This window comes from Allosediminivita pacifica, assembly GCF_003054175.1.
Lineage (GTDB): Bacteria > Pseudomonadota > Alphaproteobacteria > Rhodobacterales > Rhodobacteraceae > Allosediminivita > Allosediminivita pacifica.
In genome coordinates this window covers 66,600-83,180 of sequence record NZ_QBKN01000024.1, presented here as the reverse complement: position 1 = coordinate 83,180, position 16,581 = coordinate 66,600, and the positions used below count along the sequence as shown (strand labels likewise).

The window sequence follows — 16,581 nt, the reverse complement described above, 5'->3', positions numbered from 1 at the left end:
CGCAACCCGATACGACAAGACCGCAGAGAGCTTCCTGGGCTTCGTCGACATCACGTCGATCCGCCTCTGGCTACGCCATTTGTCAACATGACCTAATTTCTCGGAAGGCGTCCTAACGAACTGTGAAATTCAATATTGCTACCTTAGGTTAATAAAGGTCGCTCGCTCGCTTGATGCGAGTGGCACAAAGTTCCAAGGGTCAGCTCTTCGAGATGTTGATTTGAGAAATTCTCCCCTCAATCAACTTCATTTCACTTCAATGTTTGGCGACGAAAGCGTGCAGCTAAATGATGGCTTTGATCGACCGCACCATTGGCCTGATTGGGTCCTACCATGGTATGGTTCACACTGCTATTCTGACGAGTGCAGCGAGTGGCGCGCCAATCCAGACAGCTACAATCCCCCTCCGCCACCGGCCGCCTCCTGAACCTTCAAACCAAAGCTTCAACTTGCCGCAAGCACGCAATGCGCGCGTTCGCATCGGTCGAGCGCGAAGCCCCTGCGCGGAATCAAGGGCCGCAGGCCCGCCGCGCATCGCAGCCGCGCTTCCATGCGGCGGCGATTTGGTGGGGCTGGGTGCCTCGTGTCGGGGTCTTTCGGGTTGGCGGGGATAAAGTGAGAGGATCGGCGGGTCGGATCGCCTCCGCGCGCGGCTGAGATGCGCGGCTTCGCGCCCTTCTCCAAGCGCGAGCGGGGTTTCGGCGGGACCGGGTGCCTCGTATCGAGGTCTTTCGGGGTTGCGGGGATAAAGTGAGAGGATCGGCGGGTCGGATCGCCTCCGCGCGCGGCTGCGATGCGCGGCTTCGCGCCCTTCTCCAAGCGCGAGCGGGGTTTCGGCGGGACCGGGTGCCCTGTGTCGAGGTCTTTCGGATTGGCGGAGATAAAGTGAGAGGATCGACGGGGCGGATCGCCTCCGCGCGCGGCTGCGGTGCGCGGCTCCGTGCCAAGGAGCACGTACGGGGGACGCATGCCCCCGGCATGACGCCTCCCTGCGGCTGCGCTGTGCGGCTTTGCGTCGGGGGCGGTGTCGCTGCCCTTCCCCCAGCCTTAAACCCTTGAAACCGGGCCCGCGACAGGCGACAAACGCGCGGTCCAAGAGGGAGCGACCATGGCCTTGCCCGTCCGCGATCAGCTGAAATACTGGGGGTTCGCGGCCGTGGGGTTCGCGGTGCTTCTGTGGTTCTTCGGCGACGTGCTGCTGCCCTTCGTGCTGGGCGGGGCCGTGGCCTATTTCCTCGATCCGCTGGCCGACCGGCTGGAGCGCATGGGCGCCTCGCGGGCGCTCGCCACGGCGATCATCACGGTCTGCGCGGTGCTGATCTTCGTGATCCTCGCGCTTGCGGTCGTCCCGGCGCTGATCCGGCAGACCATTGCGCTCTTCGACATTGCGCCGCAGCTTTTCCGCAACCTGCAGAGCTTCCTGACGGAACGCTTCCCCTCGATCATGGACGAGGGCAGCGCGTTACGGGAAACGCTGATCTCGGTGGGCGAGACGATCCGCGACCGGGGCGCGGCGGTGCTCGAGACGGCACTGAGCTCGGCCATGTCGCTGCTGGGGGTGCTGGCACTGTTCCTGATCGTGCCTGTGGTCTCGGTCTACCTGCTGCTCGACTGGGACCGCATGGTGGCGCGGGTGGACCAGCTTCTGCCACGCGACCACGCGCCGGTGATCCGTCAGCTCGCGCGCGAGATCGACGCGGTGCTGTCGGGCTTCGTGCGGGGCATGGGATCGGTCTGCCTGATCCTGGGGTGCTACTACGCGCTGGCGCTCTGGGCGGTGGGCCTCCAGTTCGGGCTGGTCGTGGGCGTGATCGCGGGGCTGCTGACCTTCATTCCCTACCTCGGCGCCATCGCGGGCGGCGTGCTGTCCATCGGGCTGGCGCTGTTCCAGTTCTGGGGCAGCGTCGAGGTGCCCATGGAGGGCGGCGAGGTGGCGACGCGGCCGGACTGGGTGCGCATCGTGATCGTCTGGGCGATCTTCCAGTCGGGCCAGTTCGTCGAGGGCAACATCCTGACGCCACGGCTGGTGGGCAGCTCGGTCGGGCTGCACCCGGTGTGGCTGCTGCTGGCGCTGTCGGTCTTCGGGTCGATCTTCGGCTTCGTGGGGCTGCTGGTGGCGGTGCCGCTGGCCGCGGCCATGGGCGTGATCGCGCGCTTCCTGACGCGCAAGTACATGCGCAGCCCGCTCTACACCGGGGTGAGCCGGCCACGTGACACGGACAGGGGGCCCGACGCGCCATGAGCGAGTTGAAACAGCCCCCCCTGCCCCTGCCGACACGGACGGCGCTGGGGCGGGACGACTATTTCGTGAACGAGACCAACGCCATGGCGGTGGTGCTGATCGACAGCTGGCGGCAGTGGCCGAACGGCAAGCTGGTGCTGGCGGGGCCCAAGGGCGCGGGCAAGACGCATCTCGCCCACGTCTGGGCGACGGCGACTGGCGCGCGCATCCTGTCGGCCACCGACCTGCCGGGCGCCGAGATCCCCGAGCTCGCCGTGGGGGCGGTCTGCGTCGAAGACGTGCTGGCGGTGGCGGGGGACCGCGAGGCCGAGGAGGCACTGTTTCACCTGCACAACCTCTGCGGGGCCGAGGGCGTGCCGCTGATGGTCACCGCCGAGGTGCCCCCGGCGCAGTGGCCGCTGGTGCTGCCGGACCTGAAGAGTCGCATGGAGGCCTGCCAGGTGGCGCGGCTGCGCGATCCCGACGACGGGTTGCTGGCGGCGGTGCTGGCCAAGCTCTTCGCCGACCGGCAGATCGTGCCAGCGCCGGACGTGATCCCCTACCTGGTGCGCAGGATGCCGCGCAGCTTTGCCATGGCGCACGAGGTGGTCGAGACGCTGGACGGCGCGGCCATGGCGAGCCCCAAGGGCGTGAGCCGGCCGCTGGCCGCCCGTGTTCTGGGGACGCTTGCGGAGTGGACGGAAGACGGGTCAGAGTGAAGCCCGAGCGTCATCAAACCTTCGCATAAAAGGCCGAATAAGCGCCCATGACACAGGCTGATTTCCTTTCTTCCCCGCTGGCCGAGCCCGTCGAGCTTCCCGACGAGGACATCACAGGCTCGGGCCGCTTCTTCAACCGCGAGCTGAGCTGGCTCGGCTTCAACTGGCGCGTGCTGGAAGAGGCGGAAAACCCCAAGGTGCCGCTGCTGGAGCGGGTGCGCTTCCTGTCCATCTCGGCCTCGAACCTCGATGAGTTCTACACGGTGCGCGTGGCGGGCCTGCGCGAACTCGAGAAGGCGGGCAACACCAACCCTGCCGCCGACGGGCTGACGCCTGCCGAGCAGCTCGACCTGATCGACGCGGACGCGCGCGAGCTGATGGCGCGGCAGCAATCTGTCTGGGCGGACCTTCAGACCAAGATGGCCGAGGTCGGCATCGAGATCGTCGCCCGCGACGGGCTCGAGGAGGAGGACCGCAGCTTCCTCGCCGAGGCGTTCCTGACGCAGGTCTTCCCGGTGCTGTCGCCGCTCGCCATCGACCCGGCGCACCCCTTCCCCTTCATCGCCAACACCGGCTACTGCCTTGCGCTGCAACTGGAGCGCCGCAAGGACAAGCGGACGCTGCAGGCGCTGCTGCCGATCCCGGCCCAGATCGACCGCTTCATGGCCCTTCCGCGCCGCGACGGCACGCGGCGGTTCATCTATCTCGAGGATGTCGTCCTGCTGCACATCGACAGCCTCTTCCCCGGCTACCGGGTGAAGGACCACTTCGGCTTCCGCGTGCTGCGCGACAGCGACCTCGAGGTCGAGGAAGAGGCCGAGGACCTCGTGCGCGAATTCGAGGTGGCGCTGAAGCGCCGCCGCCGCGGCGAGGTGGTGCGCCTGACCATAAGCGCGGGCGCACCCAAGGCGCTGCGGAACATCGTCATGCGCGAACTGCACGTCGAGGACGACGAGCTGATCGAGATCGAGGGCATGCTCGGGGTCGCCGACCTCAAGGAAATGGTGCTGGACGAGCGGCACGACCTTCTGTGGCCCGTGTTCACCCCGCGCGTGCCGGAGCGGGTGCAGGACCATGACGGCGACATGTTCGCCGCCATCGCCCAGAAGGACATGCTGCTGCACCATCCCTACGAGACCTTCGACATGGTGATCCGCTTCCTGAACCAGGCAGCGCAGGACCCCGACGTCGTGGCAATCAAGCAGACGCTCTACCGGACCTCGAAGAACTCGCCCATCGTCGAGGCGCTCTGCGAGGCAGCCGAGGACGGCAAGTCGGTGACGGCTCTGGTGGAGCTCAAGGCCCGTTTCGACGAGGCCGCCAACATCCGCCAGTCGCGCAGGCTCGAGCGCGCGGGGGCGCATGTGGTCTACGGCTTCCTCGAGTGGAAGACGCACGCCAAGATCAGCCAGGTGGTGCGCCGCGAGGGCGACCGGCTGGTGACCTACACGCACTGGGGCACCGGCAACTACCACCCGATCACCGCCAAGATCTATACCGACCTGTCGTTCTTCACCTGCGATGCGGCGCTGGGGCGCGATGCGGCAAAGCTCTTCAACTACCTTTCCGGCTACGCCATGCCCGAGGGGCTGGAAAACATCGCCATCTCGCCGCACACCCTCAAGTCGCGGATGATCGAGATGCTGGAGGCCGAGGGCGACCATGCCGAGGCGGGCCGCCCGGCGCAGGTCTGGATCAAGATGAACTCGCTGATCGAGCCCGACATCATCGACGCGCTCTATCGTGCCTCGCAGCGTGGCGTACGGATCGACGGGGTGATCCGCGGCATCTGCGGGCTGCGGCCCGGCGTGAAGGGGCTGAGCGAGAACATCCGCATCAAGTCCATCGTGGGCCGCTTCCTCGAACATTCGCGCATCGCCTGTTTCGGCAACGGTCACGGCCTGCCCCATGCCAAGGCACGGGTCTTCATCTCGTCCGCGGACTGGATGGGGCGGAACCTGAACCGCCGGGTGGAAACGCTGGTGGAGACCACGAACCCCACCGTCAAGGCGCAGATCGTCAGCCAGATCATGGCCGCGAACCTGGCCGACACGGCGCAGAGCTGGGTCATGGGCCCCAACGGCCACTTCACCCGCCACCCTGTCCCCGAGGGCGAATTCTCGTTCAACTGCCACCGCTTCTTCATGGAGAACCCCTCGCTTTCGGGACGGGGTTCGGCGGGGGCCAAGGACGTGCCGACGCTGACGCATGCCGACGACTGAGCTGACACAATACAGTGTTGTCACGCTTCGCGGGGTCAGGCGGTTGACGCATTGACCCTGTGCGCACCCCTGACGCATAGAGGCTCCGGTCACATGACGGGGAATGACGTGGACGTTATCGGCAACTCCGCCTCCGAGGCCGGCCTTTTCGCAAGGCCGCTGTTCCAGGATGCCAAGGCCAGGGCACTCTCCCGCGTGGGCGTGCTGGACATCGGGTCGAACTCGGTCCGGCTGGTCGTCTTCGACGGGGCTGCACGCAGCCCCGCCTATTTCTACAACGAAAAGGTCATGTGCGGGCTTGGTGCCGGCATGGCCGAGACCGGCAAGCTCAATCCCGAGGGCAAGGCGCGGGCGCTATCGGCCATGCACCGCTTCGCGCGGCTGGCCGAGGGCATGGGCATCGCACCGCTGACGGCGGTGGCGACGGCGGCCATGCGCGACGCCATCGACGGCCCCGCCTTCCGCGAGGAGGTCGAGAAAGCCACCGGGCTGAAGATCTGGGTCATCGACGGCGAGGAAGAGGCCCGGCTTTCGGCGCAGGGCGTGCTGCTGGGCTGGCCGGGGTCCTACGGGCTTGTCTGCGACATCGGCGGATCTTCGATGGAGCTGGCCGAGATCCACGACGGCGAGGTCGGCCGCAGGGTCAGCTCGCCGCTGGGGCCGCTCAAGTTCAAGGACATGGAAGGCGGCAAGAAGGCGCGCGAGAAGCACATCAAGCAGGTCATGAAGGACCTTGCCGACCACATGGGCGCCCAGCGCGACCGGCTGTTCCTGGTGGGCGGGTCCTGGCGGGCCATCGCGCGCATCGACATGCACCGCCGCAACTACCCGCTGCACGTGCTGCACGAGTACCGCATGGACGCCGAGAGCGTGGCCGAGACCATCGGCTATATCGAGGGCGCGGACCTCGACAAGCTGCGCGGGGAATGCGGGATTTCCTCGTCGCGGATGGCGCTGGTGCCCTATGCCGCCGAGGTCCTCTCTCGGCTGGTGAGCACCTTCGAGCCCAAGGACATCGCGATTTCCAGCTACGGCATCCGCGAGGGGCTGCTTTACGAGCAGATGCCGCAGGACCTGCGCAAGCGCGACCCGCTGATCGAGGCGAGCTATTTCGCCGAGAACAAGGACGCGCGCATGCCCGGCTTCGGTCGGCGGCTGTTCGACTTCGTGCGACCGCTTTTCCCGCAGGCGGACACCACTCTGCTGCGGCTCGCCAAGGCCGCCTGCCTGATGCACGACGTGAGTTGGCGGGCGCATCCCGACTATCGCGCCGAGGTCTGCTTCGACAACGCGACGCGCGCGAACCTCGGCGGGCTCAAGCACTGGGAGCGGGTCTTCCTGGGGCTGGCGCTGCTGCACCGCTACAAGAACAAGCGCGAGGGCACGCGGTTCGAGGACCTTTACGCGCTGCTCGACGACGAGTGGCTTCAGAAGGCCGAGATCCTCGGCAAGGCGCTGCGCTTCGGCGCGATGCTCTGGATGTCCGAGGACGGCGATTCAGGCGCCGACCTGGAATGGTCGCGCGAGGACAAGGTGCTGACGCTGAAGCTGGTCGAGAGCGCCTCGGCGCTTTACGGCGAGGTGGCGGAAAGCCGGTTCAAGTCGCTGGCCAATTCGCTGGGCGCCTCGGACTACAAGGTCGAGATCACCTAGATCTCGATCTCCTCGCCCTGCGGCATGTCCTCGATCGGGGGCACGCCCTCGTCCTCGGTGCGGCGGCGGATGATGATGTCGCCATTGGGCAGCATCTCGGGCGCGTGGTAGTTCGACCACTCGCCCACCTGCTCCATCATGTCGCTGAGCGCGGGCCCCATCTGTAGGGCGAAGTCGCGCAGGGCCGGTCCCATCTCACTGGCGAGGCCTTCGAGATCGCGGAGCATGGGCGCCATCTCGTCTCCAAGCCCCTCGAGCAGCTGCCGTGCGCCGCGTTCCATGAGGGAAAAGCCCTCTTCCCCGGACGGATCGTCGGGTGCGCTGTCCTGCGCGGGGGCGGCGGTCGAGGTTAGGGTCGCGAGGGCGATGGCGGCAACAAGGCGTTTCATACCCGCTGACATAGGTGCGGGACGGCCGCTTTCCAGAGGGATCAGGCTGCCTGGCGGGCCTCGATCTCTTCCCAGGCGCGGTTGATGTCGGCCATGCGCTTCTGCGAGAGCTTCACCGCCTCTTCGGGGACGCCGCGCGCGATCATCACGTCGGGATGGCTTTCGCGGACGAGCTTGCGCCAGACCTTGCGGATCTCGGGCAAGGGCATGTCGGGGTCGACGCCCAGCACCGTGTAGGGATCGGGCTTGGCGTCGGGCACGAACCGGGCGCGGATCGACTCGAAGCGCGGGCCGGTGATGCCGAAGATGTCCGCCACGCGGGAGAGGAACTCCTCTTCCGCCGGGTGGTAGTTGCCGTCGGCCACGGCGATGTAGAAGAGCCCCTCCATCAGCACGCAGAGGGTCGTGTCCTCCTCGCCGAACATGGCGCGGATGCGCTGGGCGTAGTGTTCGTAGCCCGCCACGTCCTGCCGGGCGAGGTTGAAGACGCGCGCGGCGTTCTTTTCCTCGTTCGCGGGGATGTGGAACACCTCGCGGAAGGCGGCAACCTCGTTTCGTGTCACGAGCCCGTCGGCCTTGGCCATCTTGGCCGAAAGCGCGATGACGGCGATGGTGAAGCCGACGGTGCGTTCCGGCGGGGTGCGCAGCGTTTCGAACACCGCGGCGAGGCCCTGGCCCTGCCGCAGTGCCGTCAGGGCGTCAGAGATGCGCGACCAGATCGACATGGGGGCAGCCTACGCGAAACCGCGGGCGCTGTCAGTGCGGCAACGGCGTGAATTTTCTGCATTCGCGAAACCGTGTCCGGGCGCGAGCGGGGGCAGCGTCGGGCTCCATTTTCTTCGAGCTCGCCGCCTCAGCCCTCGGTGCTGAAATCCACCGTCACGATGGTGCCCTGCAGGGCGCTGTTGACGTCGAGCCGCGCGCCGAGCGTGTCGGTCAGGCCGCGCACGATGGTGCCGCCGACGCCCGAGCGGCGGCCCTCGCCCGTGGTGTCGAGCTCGCCCGGTTCGGTCTTGGCGCGCAGCGTCTCGCTGCGGATGCTGGGGGCGCTGTCGGGCCATGTGCTGCCCTCGGGCAGGCCGATGCCGTCGTCGGTGACCGTGAGGCGCACCGTGCCGGTGCTGAGCTCCTTGAAGCGTACGTCGATCAGCCCGGTATCGCGGCCGGTGAAGGCATGCTCGAAGGCGTTGGTCACCAGTTCGGACAGAAGCAGGCCCAGCCGGGCGGCGCGGTCCACGGGCAGCTCGATCTCGTCGCAGTCGATGGTGAGCCGGATCGCCGGGTCGCCCGAGATGGTCGAGACCACCGAGGCGATGCGGCTGAGGTAGGCGCCGGTACGGATGCGTTCGCCGGGCCCCTGCCCCACGGTGGTGGCGAACATCTCTTCGTAGAGCAATGCCAGGGCCTCGACCCGCCGGCCCACGGCACGCATGGATTCGTCGGTGACGGGCCGGCGCGCCTGCATGCGGATCATGCTGACCACCATGGCGAGGTGGTTCTTGACCCGGTGCTGCAGTTCGCGCAGCAGGTCGAGCGCCTCGTCCTGCGGGATCTCGCCGAGCTTGTCATCCAGAGGGGGCAGTTCCCGCTGCACCGCGAAGAAGGCCGAGAGCGTTCCGTCATCGTCGTGCACCGGCGTCACCAGAAGCTGGTTGCGGAATGCGGTGCCGTCGGCCTTGTGATTGGTGATCGTGACCTGGAATTCGCGCCCCGAGGCCATGCCGTCGCGGATCTTCTGGACCTGCTCGGGCTCGGTCAATTCGCCCTGCAGGAAGCGGCAATTGCGCCCCATCGCGAAGTCACGCGCGTAGAGGGTGATCTTCTGGAAGGCGTCGTTGACGAAGATGATCGGGTCATCCTCGACCTGGGGGTCGGTGATGATGATGGAGACTGGGTTGCGGAGCACCGCGTTGGCGACGAGCGCCTGGTGAGTGTCGTGCATCTGGCGCGTCCCCGGAAAATGGCTGACATAGTTATGCCATTTCGGGGTCCCCGATCAAGAACTCCGAGGCCCGTGTGGCGAAAAGTACGGCGCCCCCTCCCCGTGCGCGCCTCGTTCAGGCCGGCGCCGTCTCCTCGGCGCGGCGCCGGCCCGGCAGCGCCAGCGCAACGCCGATGCCCAGCACGGCAAAGCCGATCACCCAGCCGAAGGCGGTGCCGAAGCCGGTCGCGGAGGACCCGCTGGACTGGGTGACGGTGGTCAGGATCACCGCCACGAGCGCCACGCCCATGGCGCCGCCGACCTGCTGGCAGACGCGGATGATGATGCTCGCGTGCGGGACCTCGTTGCGCTCGAGCTCGGTGAAGGCGCTCGACATCACGGGCACCACCACGGTGCCGATGCCCATCCCGCGGAAGAAGAGCGCGACACTGAGCAGCTGCATCGAAGTCTCGCCATCGGCCATGGCGAAGGGCACGGTGGCAAGCGTGATCAGCGAGAACCCCATGAGTGCCGTGAGCCGCGCGCCGATCCCGTCGATCAGGCGGCCCGCGAAGAAGCGGCTGACGAGCGACCCCACACCCTGCGGGATCAGAAGCATTCCAGCGCCCAGCGCGTCGGCGCCGCGCAGGTCCTGAAAGTAGAGCGGCAGCAGCGTCAGCCCGCCGAAGAGCGAGGCCCCGAACAGGAACATCATCCCCGAGGCCACCAGTGTCGGCCGCGATTTCAGGACGTCGAGGTGCACCAGCGCCTTCGCCCCCCTCCGGCGGGACCAGAGCGCGAAGGCCACCAGCAGCGCCACACCCGCGCCCACAGGCAGGAAGACCAGCGGGTCGGCAAAGCCGGTCTCGCCCGAAACGTTGGAGAGGCCCCAGAGGATCGCCACCAGCGCGGGCGAGAGCATCAGCAGGCCCACGACATCCAGCCGGGCACCCTTCTCAGGTTCGCTTGCGGGGATCAGCTTCCATGCGAGGAAAAGACCGATCAGGCCCACCGGAGCATTGACGAGGAAAAGCCAGTGCCAGGATGCATTGCCGAGGATGAAGCCGCCCAGCACCGGCCCGAGGATGGGCCCCAGCGCCGCGGGGATCGACACGATCGACATGAGGCGGGCCATGTCGCGCTGCGGCGCGGCCTGCGCCACCATGGTCATCATCAGCGGCATCATCACGCCGCCGCCCATGCCCTGCACCACGCGGAAGGCGATCAGGCTCGGGGCGTTCCAGGCCAGAGAGCAGAGCACCGAGCCCGCCATGAAGACCGACAGCGCGATCATCCAGAGCCGCTTGCCGCCGACCTTGGCCTGCAACCAGCTTGTCGTCGGGATCACCGTGCCCAGCGCCAGCAGATAGGCGGTGCTGACCCACTGGATCGTGCTGACCGGCACCGAAAGCTCGTCGGCAAGCTCGTGCAGGGCGACGCTCACGATGGTGGTGTCGAGGATCACGGTGATGACCCCCGAGATGACAGCCACGGCGGTCAGGACGGCGGTCCGGTCGAGACCCTTGAGCGGCGAGAGGTTCATGGGGGACATTGGGGATCCGTAAGGTACGAGAGCGTATCTTGTTTCCTGTCGAATACGCGGAGGTTATAAGATACGCAAGTGTTTCTTACGTGAGGCTTGTCAAGTCCGGCGTCACGAGCCGGGACAACGCGGGAGGCGGCAATGAGTTCGCGGGAAGGCTGCACCACACGCCGGCGGGGCGCCGCGCTCGAGACGGCGATCCTCGAGGCCGCCTGGAAGGTCCTGCGCGACCAGGGCTACGCGGGCTTCACGTTTGAGGCCATCGCGGCACGCGCGGGGACCAGCCGGCCGGTGCTCTACCGCCGCTGGTCCGGGCGGCAGGAGCTGCTGGTCGCGACGCTGCGGCAGCTCTGGCAGAGCAAGCCCATCGAGATCCCGGACACCGGCAGCCTGCGCGGCGATGCGCTGGCCTTCCTCATGCAGGCCGACGAGCGGCGCGCGCGCATCATCACGCTCATGAGCGTGGAGCTTCACGAGTATTTCCGCGAGACCGGCAGCAGCTTCAGGGAGCTGCGCGCGGCGATCCGCGAGCCGGGACAGGCCACGGCGCTGGAGGTCATCGTCGAGCGCGCGGTGGCGCGCGGCGAGATCGCCGACGTGGCGCGCCCGGCCCGGGTGGTCAACCTTCCCTTCGAGCTGTTCCGGCAGGAGGTCATCATGACCATGGGCGCCGTGCCCCCCGAGGCGATCCACGAGATCGTCGACGAGATCTGGCTGCCATTGCTTCTCCAGGGATAACCCCGGCACCGCTGCCGTCACGGCCCGTTCAGGAACCTGCAGCGCCGACCCCATGTTGGGAAGGACGTTTCACAGCAGGCGAAGGACACGACGTGCAGCAGATCGACCCCGCAGAGCTCAATGCCACCGACGTCGCGCGGCTGTTCCGCAGCGGAGAGCTTACCCCCAGCCGCGCCACGCGCATGGCGCTGGACCGGATCGAACGCTTCAACGACGCGGTGAACGCCTTCGTGCTGGTCGATGAAGAACGCGCCATGGAGGATGCCACGGCCGCCGACGCACGGTGGGCCGAGGGCAAACCGCTGAGCGAGGTCGACGGGATGCCGGTGTCGGTCAAGGACCTGACCAACGTGAAGGGCTGGCCGTCGCGCGGCGGGTCGCTGCTGTCCTCGGAGGAGCCTGCGGAGGTGGACGCACCGCCGGCGCGCAGGCTGCGCGAGGCCGGCGCGGTCATGCTGGGCAAGACCAACACGCCCGAGTTCGGCTGGAAGGGCGTGACCGATAACCGGGTCTTCGGCGCGACGCGCAACCCGTGGAACACCGACATGACGCCGGGCGGGTCCTCAGGCGGGGCGGCCGTGGCGGCCGCGCTGAACATGGGCTGGTTGCACCAGGGCGGGGATTCCGGCGGCTCGATCCGCATCCCGGCCTCGTTCACCGGCGTCTTCGGCTTCAAGCCGACCTTCGGCTGGACACCCACATGGCCGCCCTCGAACGCCGCCACGCTCAGCCACATCGGCCCGCTGACCCGCACGGTCGAGGATGCGGTGATGATGCTGAACGTGATCGGGCGCTACGACCATGTCGACCCCTACGCCACGCGCGGCACGCCCGAGGACTGGGGCGTGGATCTCGGAAAGGGGCTCGACGGGCTGCGCATCGCCTTTGCCCCCGGGCTAGGCGGGGCCGAGGCGGACCCCGAGGTGCTCGTCCTTGTCGAGCGCGCCGCAGATCGGCTGCGCGCGCTTGGCGCCGAGGTGGTCGAGACCTCGCCCGAGATCGAGAGCCCCATCGATATCTTCCAGAAGATCTGGTTCACCGCCTCGCTGGACTTCTACGACGGCTGCACGAACGATGAGTGCGAGAAGCTGGACCCGGGGCTGGTCGACAACGCCATGCGGGCGCGCGAATGCTCGGCACTGGATCTCTACCGAGCGCTGGCGCGGCGGGCGGAGCTGACCCAGACGCTCGAGGCCTTCAACCAGAACTACCACCTTCTGATGACGCCCTCGGTGGCGGTGCCGCCCTTCGCGGCGAACCGTAACGTGCCCGAGGGCAGCGGCATGACCGACTGGACCGAGTGGTCGCCGTTTTCCTACCCGTTCAACCTGTCGCAGCAGCCGGCGGCCTCGGTGCCCTGCGGGTTCACCGAAAGCGGCCTGCCGGTGGGCTTCCAGCTTGCGGGCGGCATGCACGACGACGTGCGGGTGCTGCGGGCCTGCAAGGCCTACATGGACGCGCATCCGGAGGCCTTTCCGGACGCTCCGAAGGTGCACTGAGGCCAAGGCACGCGCGACGGGCCCGCGCCGGACCGTGGTGTGACGCTGCGACCGTGGGTGTGGGCGCTTTATGTTTGCCAAGCCCGGAAGACCGCCGATCATTGTCCGGCACCTGCAAAGCGCCAGACCGTCACGCAGGAGGCGTGCCAAGCTATCTTGGCGCACCTCTGCGGCGACGGGACGGTCCGGCGCTGGCCCGGCGGGGCTACGCCCCTTGTTCCGGGCCTGTCACAACATCTTCTGCATCAGCACGAGGTCCATCCAGCGGCCGAACTTCCAGCCGACCTCGGGCAGGCGCGCCACCTCGGCAAAGCCGATGCGGGCGTGAAAGGCCACGCCGCGGGGGTTCTCGCCGCTGACCCCGGCCCAGAGGCTGTGGATGCCCGCCTGCCGGGCGACCCCTTCCAGCCGTTCCATGAGCGCGCGGCCGCCGCCCCGCCCCTGCGCGGCGGGGACAAGCTGGATGGAATGCTCCATGGTGAAGGCATAGCCCGGCCCGGCCCGGAAGGGGAAATAGGTGGCGAAGCCCGCCACCTCGCCCGCGTCCTCGAGCACGAGAAAGGCCTCGCCCCGCGCCGCGATGTCGGCGGCAACGCCCGCCTCGGTCTTGGGCTGGGTGGTGAAGGTCACGGCGGTGTCGGCGATGACGGCGTTCCAGATCGCGACGATGCCCGCGGCATCGGCCTCCCGCGCGGGGCGCACGATCATTGCAGGATCGCCGCCCCCTCGGCGGTGTCGAACTCGGCCCGCAACATGGGGCGGTCGCCTTCGACAATGCTGAGGTTGGGGATCTCGAGATGCGGCCCGAGCAGCTCCGCCAGTGCCGCCCCCTCCGGGTGCGAGACGGTCAGTTCGCGCAGGCTGCAGCCCGAGGGCGGCAGCGCCTTGCCCGGGGGCACCTCGCACTGCCATTCGATCAGCGCCGGGAAGAGCCCGTCGAAGGGCAGCATCCCGTCCTCGGGCACCGCCATGCGCCAGCGCAGGCTGCCGCGTTCGAGGTCGATGGCGCAGCCCGCCATGGGCAGCACCTCGAGCGCGGCGTCGAGATCGTCGACGCGGCAGATCCACTTGTCGAGCCGCGCGGGCCCGGCGAAGTGGTCGAGCCCGAACCAGCGCGCCCGCCCGGGCGGCGGCGCGCCGGGATCGCGGGAGATGGCTTCGAGGTAGATCTCGGGATCGAGGCCGAGCACGCGGTTGTGGGTCCCGAAGGCCTCGTGCCGGCCGCCGGGCTGCAGCGGCTGTCCGAGGGCAAGCTCCGAATGCGTCACCGCCTCTTCGAGAGTCTCGCCGAGGACGGCGATATGATCAAGTTGCAGCATGCATCCCCTGCCCGCATGGCCCGATGAAGGACGTTAGCGGGGGCCCGGGGGTTCGGAAAGGCCCGAGGCTCAGGAAATTTCGACAGGTGCCGGTGCTGTGGCAACAAGGTTGCGGGGCCGCACGCGTGATGGGCGGCCCCGGCGGGGTTCAGACCGTCTCGACCCGGGCCTCGCAGATCAGGCGCAGGATATCCTGCGCGGCCTCGGGAATGTTGGTGCCGGGGCCGAAGATGGCCTTCACCCCCGCCTTCTGGAGGAAATCGTAGTCCTGCTGCGGGATCACCCCGCCGCAGATGACGATGATGTCCTCGGCACCCTGGTCCTTGAGCGCCTGCACCAGCTGCGGGGCGAGCGTCTTGTGGCCCGCCGCCTGGGACGAGATGCCCACCACGTGCACGTCGTTGTCGATGGCGTCCTGCGCAGCTTCCTCGGGCGTCTGGAACAGCGGCCCCACGTCCACGTCGAAGCCGATGTCGGCAAAGGCCGTGGCGATGACCTTGGCGCCACGGTCATGCCCGTCCTGGCCCATCTTGACCACGAGCATGCGCGGGCGGCGGCCTTCCTCCTCGGCGAAATCCTCGACCGATTTCTGGATGGCGGCAAAGCCCTCGTCGCCCTCGTAGGCGGCGCCGTAGACGCCGGCGAGGGTCTTCACCTCGGCCCGGTGGCGGCCGAACACCTTTTCCATGGCCATGCTGATCTCTCCCACGGTGGCCCGGGCTCGGGCCGCTTCCACGGCCGCTTCGAGCAGGTTGCCGCCCTCGGAGGCGCGGCGGGTCAGTTCATCAAGCGCGGCGTCGCAGGCGCCCTGGTCGCGGGTCGCGCGGACCCGTTCCAGCGCGGCCACTTGCCCCTCGCGCACCTTGGCGTTGTCGATGTCCCGGATGTCGAGCGGTTCCTCGTGCGGCAGGCGGTACTTGTTCACGCCCACGATCACGTCGGTGCCGCGGTCGATGTCCGCCTGACGGCGGGCGGCGGTTTCCTCGATCCGCAGCTTGGGCATGCCGCTTTCCACGGCGCGGGTCATGCCGCCCATGCCGTCGACCTCTTCGATCAGCTTCCAGGCCTCTTCGGCGAGGTCGTGGGTCAGCTTCTCGACGTAGTAGGAGCCCGCCAGCGGATCGACGACCTGCGTGACGCCGGTTTCCTCCTGCAGGATGAGCTGCGTGTTGCGCGCGATGCGGGCGGAATGGTCCGTGGGCAGGGCCATGGCCTCGTCCAGCGCGTTGGTGTGCAGCGACTGCGTGCCGCCGAGGACCGCCGACATGGCCTCGTAGGCGGTGCGCACGACGTTGTTGTAGGGGTCCTGCTCGGCAAGGCTCACGCCCGATGTCTGGCAGTGGGTGCGCAGCATCTTGGAGCGCTCCTGCTGGGCGCCGAGATCGGTCATGATGCGGTGCCAGAGCAGCCGCGCGGCGCGCAGCTTGGCGGCCTCCATGAAGAAGTTCTTGCCGATGGCGAAGAAGAACGACAGCCGGCCGGCGAACTTGTCGATGTCCATGCCCGCCTCGATGGCGGTCTTCACGTATTCCTTGCCGTCGGCCAGCGTGAAGGCGAGCTCCTGCACGAGGTTCGCGCCCGCCTCCTGCATGTGGTAGCCGGAGATCGAGATCGAGTTGAAGCGCGGCATCTCGTTGCTGGTATATTCGATGATGTCGGAGATGATCCGCATCGAGGGCGCGGGCGGGTAGATGTAGGTGTTGCGGACCATGAACTCCTTCAGGATGTCGTTCTGGATGGTCCCCGAAAGCTGCGCCCGGTCGACGCCCTGTTCCTCGCCCGCGACGATGAAACTGGCGAGGATCGGGATCACCGCGCCGTTCATGGTCATCGACACGGAAATGTCCTGAAGCGGGATACCGTCGAAGAGCACCTTCATGTCCTCGACGCTGTCGATGGCGACGCCCGCCTTGCCCACGTCGCCCACCACGCGGGGGTGGTCGCTGTCGTAGCCGCGGTGGGTGGCGAGATCGAAGGCCACCGACACGCCCTGCTGCCCGGCGGCGAGCGCGCTGCGGTAGAAGGCGTTGCTTTCCTCGGCGGTGGAGAAGCCCGCGTACTGCCGGATGGTCCAGGGCCGGCCGGCGTACATCGTGGCCTTCACCCCGCGGGTGAAGGGTTCCTCGCCGGGCAGGCTGCCCATGTGGGGCAGATCGGCGGTGTCGGCCTCGGTATAGAGCGGCTTGACCTTGATCCCCTCGAGCGTGGTCCAGTCGAGGTCTTCCAGCGGGCGGCCCCGCAGTTCCTTTGCGGCGCGCACACGCCAGCTTTCCGGCAGATCGCTCATCGTCCCCTCCTATCGTGATCCCCGACGCGCGATGGCTGCGCCCCGGCATCGAAAGCCCCGCCGCAACCCG

The 16,581-nt window shown here is 67.9% G+C and carries 13 protein-coding genes and 1 pseudogene; 7 read left to right on the top strand and 7 right to left on the bottom strand.

Annotation, left to right across the window (positions count from 1 at the left end; genetic code table 11):
• The 5 genes and pseudogenes from C8N44_RS17220 to C8N44_RS17200 form a co-directional block, all read left to right on the top strand.
• Positions 1–91: pseudogene (locus tag C8N44_RS17220) on the top strand (IS5/IS1182 family transposase); the annotation flags it as partial.
• A gap of 1,017 nt (positions 92–1,108) precedes the next feature.
• Positions 1,109–2,242 (top strand): AI-2E family transporter, encoded by a 1,134-nt coding sequence (locus C8N44_RS17215; protein WP_107978017.1) that lies wholly within the window; start codon positions 1,109–1,111, stop codon positions 2,240–2,242.
• Positions 2,239–2,940 carry a P-loop NTPase family protein gene (locus tag C8N44_RS17210; protein WP_107978016.1) on the top strand — a complete coding sequence of 234 codons (702 nt, stop codon included), beginning with the start codon at positions 2,239–2,241 and terminating at the stop codon, positions 2,938–2,940. The genes C8N44_RS17215 and C8N44_RS17210 overlap by 4 nt, the downstream gene beginning before the upstream one ends.
• Positions 2,941–2,987: 47 nt before the next feature.
• Positions 2,988–5,162, top strand: a complete 2,175-nt coding sequence (locus tag C8N44_RS17205; RefSeq protein ID WP_107978015.1) for an RNA degradosome polyphosphate kinase — start codon at positions 2,988–2,990, stop codon at positions 5,160–5,162.
• A 108-nt stretch (positions 5,163–5,270) separates the two neighbouring features.
• The gene (locus tag C8N44_RS17200; RefSeq protein ID WP_244641118.1) at positions 5,271–6,815 is read left to right on the top strand and encodes a Ppx/GppA family phosphatase; all 1,545 of its coding nucleotides are present in this window, start codon (positions 5,271–5,273) and stop codon (positions 6,813–6,815) included.
• Here the strand turns inward: C8N44_RS17200 and C8N44_RS17195 are convergent.
• The 4 genes from C8N44_RS17195 to C8N44_RS17180 all read right to left on the bottom strand — a co-directional run bounded on the left by C8N44_RS17195 (position 6,812) and on the right by C8N44_RS17180 (position 10,677).
• The gene (locus C8N44_RS17195; RefSeq protein ID WP_107978013.1) at positions 6,812–7,204 is read right to left on the bottom strand and encodes a hypothetical protein; all 393 of its coding nucleotides are present in this window, start codon (positions 7,202–7,204) and stop codon (positions 6,812–6,814) included. The two genes, C8N44_RS17200 and C8N44_RS17195, sit on opposite strands and share 4 nt — an antisense overlap.
• A 41-nt stretch (positions 7,205–7,245) precedes the next feature.
• On the bottom strand, positions 7,246–7,929 hold the full coding sequence (locus C8N44_RS17190; RefSeq protein ID WP_107978012.1) for a molecular chaperone DjiA: 684 nt from the start codon (positions 7,927–7,929) through the stop codon (positions 7,246–7,248).
• 128 nt (positions 7,930–8,057) lie between these two features.
• The gene (locus C8N44_RS17185) at positions 8,058–9,146 is read right to left on the bottom strand and encodes a PAS domain-containing protein (protein WP_107978011.1); all 1,089 of its coding nucleotides are present in this window, start codon (positions 9,144–9,146) and stop codon (positions 8,058–8,060) included.
• A 115-nt stretch (positions 9,147–9,261) separates the two neighbouring features.
• Positions 9,262–10,677, bottom strand: a complete 1,416-nt coding sequence (locus tag C8N44_RS17180) for an MDR family MFS transporter (protein WP_107978010.1) — start codon at positions 10,675–10,677, stop codon at positions 9,262–9,264.
• Between the two features lie 132 nt (positions 10,678–10,809).
• Here C8N44_RS17180 and C8N44_RS17175 point away from each other — a divergent pair, with 132 nt between their 5' ends.
• Both C8N44_RS17175 and C8N44_RS17170 read left to right on the top strand, forming a co-directional pair.
• Positions 10,810–11,406 (top strand): TetR/AcrR family transcriptional regulator, encoded by a 597-nt coding sequence (locus tag C8N44_RS17175; protein ID WP_107978009.1) that lies wholly within the window; start codon positions 10,810–10,812, stop codon positions 11,404–11,406.
• Between the two features lie 92 nt (positions 11,407–11,498).
• Positions 11,499–12,905, top strand: a complete 1,407-nt coding sequence (locus C8N44_RS17170; protein ID WP_107978008.1) for an amidase — start codon at positions 11,499–11,501, stop codon at positions 12,903–12,905.
• 228 nt (positions 12,906–13,133) lie between these two features.
• Here the strand turns inward: C8N44_RS17170 and C8N44_RS17165 are convergent, their stop codons facing one another.
• The 3 genes from C8N44_RS17165 to scpA form a co-directional block, all read right to left on the bottom strand.
• Positions 13,134–13,613 carry a GNAT family N-acetyltransferase gene (locus tag C8N44_RS17165; protein WP_107978007.1) on the bottom strand — a complete coding sequence of 160 codons (480 nt, stop codon included), beginning with the start codon at positions 13,611–13,613 and terminating at the stop codon, positions 13,134–13,136.
• The gene (locus C8N44_RS17160) at positions 13,610–14,224 is read right to left on the bottom strand and encodes a VOC family protein (protein WP_107978006.1); all 615 of its coding nucleotides are present in this window, start codon (positions 14,222–14,224) and stop codon (positions 13,610–13,612) included. The genes C8N44_RS17165 and C8N44_RS17160 overlap by 4 nt, the downstream gene beginning before the upstream one ends.
• A gap of 148 nt (positions 14,225–14,372) precedes the next feature.
• Positions 14,373–16,511, bottom strand: a complete 2,139-nt coding sequence (gene scpA / locus C8N44_RS17155; RefSeq protein ID WP_107978005.1) for a methylmalonyl-CoA mutase — start codon at positions 16,509–16,511, stop codon at positions 14,373–14,375.
• Positions 16,512–16,581 lie beyond the last annotated feature (70 nt).